The 1,405-nt window shown below is 73.7% G+C and carries 2 protein-coding genes; both read right to left on the bottom strand.

All coding sequences use genetic code 11. The annotated features are described in order from the left end of the window. A partial coding sequence (gene holA, locus ACXJKL_RS21090) for a DNA polymerase III subunit delta (protein WP_457208947.1) occupies positions 1–965 on the bottom strand: 965 nt, incomplete at its 3' end. Positions 966–977: 12 nt separating this feature from the next. After that, the coding region (locus ACXJKL_RS21085) for a ComEC/Rec2 family competence protein (RefSeq protein WP_457208946.1) at positions 978–1,405 on the bottom strand (428 nt) is incomplete at its 5' end.

Here is a 1,405-nt window from a genome sequence, read left to right as displayed (position 1 = left end):
GTCACGGTGAGGACGAGCCGCTCCAGCGTGTACGACGCGTCGTGGGCCCGACCCTTGATGTCCGCGTCGGCGGTGGCCACCGCCCGCAGTGCCGCGCCGATCGCGTCCGGCGTCCAGGCGCGGGACTGGTCGCGCACCTGCTTGACCTTCCACGGCGGGACGCCGAGGTCGCGCGCCAGGTCGTTGTCCCGCGCCCCGCGGGCCGAGCCGAGGTAGCGCGCCAGGCTGCGCGCCGAGCTGGCCATCGCCGAGGTGATGAGCACGGTGGCCGTGCCGCCGTCGAGCGCCCAGCGCAGCTCCTCGAGGGCCGCCTCGCGACGTCCGGAGAAGGCGGCGTCGGCGACCGCGAACGAGGTGGCCTCCGCCCGGCCCCCGAAGTAGCGCTTGACCTTGTCGACGCTGATCGGCTCGCCGGGGAAGTCGTTGGTCAGCTGGTGGGCGGCGGCCGCCAGCGAGCGCAGGTCCTGCCCGACCGCGGTCACCAGGAAGGCCGACGCGTCGTGGGCGATCGTCGCGCCGTGGCCGGCGAACTCGGCGGACACGAAGCTGGTCAGCTCGCTCCGCTTGATCTCCTCGGACTTGACCTCGGTGACCGCCGAGAGCTTGCGCAGCTTGGTGAGCAGCCCGGATCCCTTGGGCCCGCCCCCGTGGACCAGCACCAGGGCGATGTCGTCCGCCGGGGCGCCGGCGTAGTCGAGGAGTCCGTCGACCGACTCGTCGGGGAGGTTCTCCAGGCCGCGGACGATGACGCACCGCGTGGTCGAGAACAGGGACGGGGCGGCCATCTCCCCCAGGGTCGCCAGCGTCAGGTCGGAGGCCGCGGCCTCGCCGATCTCGGCCTCCGGGTCGTGGGCTCGCACGGCCTCACGCACCGAGCCGACCGTGCGCTCGCTGAGGAACTCCTCCTTGCCCGTCACGAGGACGACGCGACCGAGGACCTGCGCGGCGGTGGGGGTGCGACTCATGGTGGGCCAACCCTAGCCGCGGGTACGGACACCCAGCGCACCGTCGTCGACGGTCACCAGGATGTCGCCGTCGAGGTCGGTGCGCCGCACCTGGGCACCCGTCGCGGTCAGCGCGGCCAGCACGTCCGCGGAGGGATGGCCGTAGTCGTTGTCGGCGCCGACCGACACCAGGGCCAGCCGTGCCCGCACTCCGAGCAGGAGGTCGAGGTCCTGGTGCCGCGACCCGTGGTGCGGCACCTTGAGCACGTCGACCTCGACGCCCGCCAGCAGCCGCTGCAACGACGCCTGCGCGGATGGCTCGACGTCCCCGGTCAGCAGGATCCGCACCCCGCGCACCTCGGCCAGCAGCACCACGCTGGCGTCGTTGGCGGCACTCTCCTCCCCCACCTCGTCGGGTGGCGAGCCGTCCGCCGGCCAGAGCGTCTGCACGGTCACCTCCC

This window comes from Nocardioides sp. P5_C9_2, from assembly GCF_054049555.1.
Note: the sequence above shows the minus strand (reverse complement) of the source record. Positions and strands in the feature narration are given on the sequence as shown.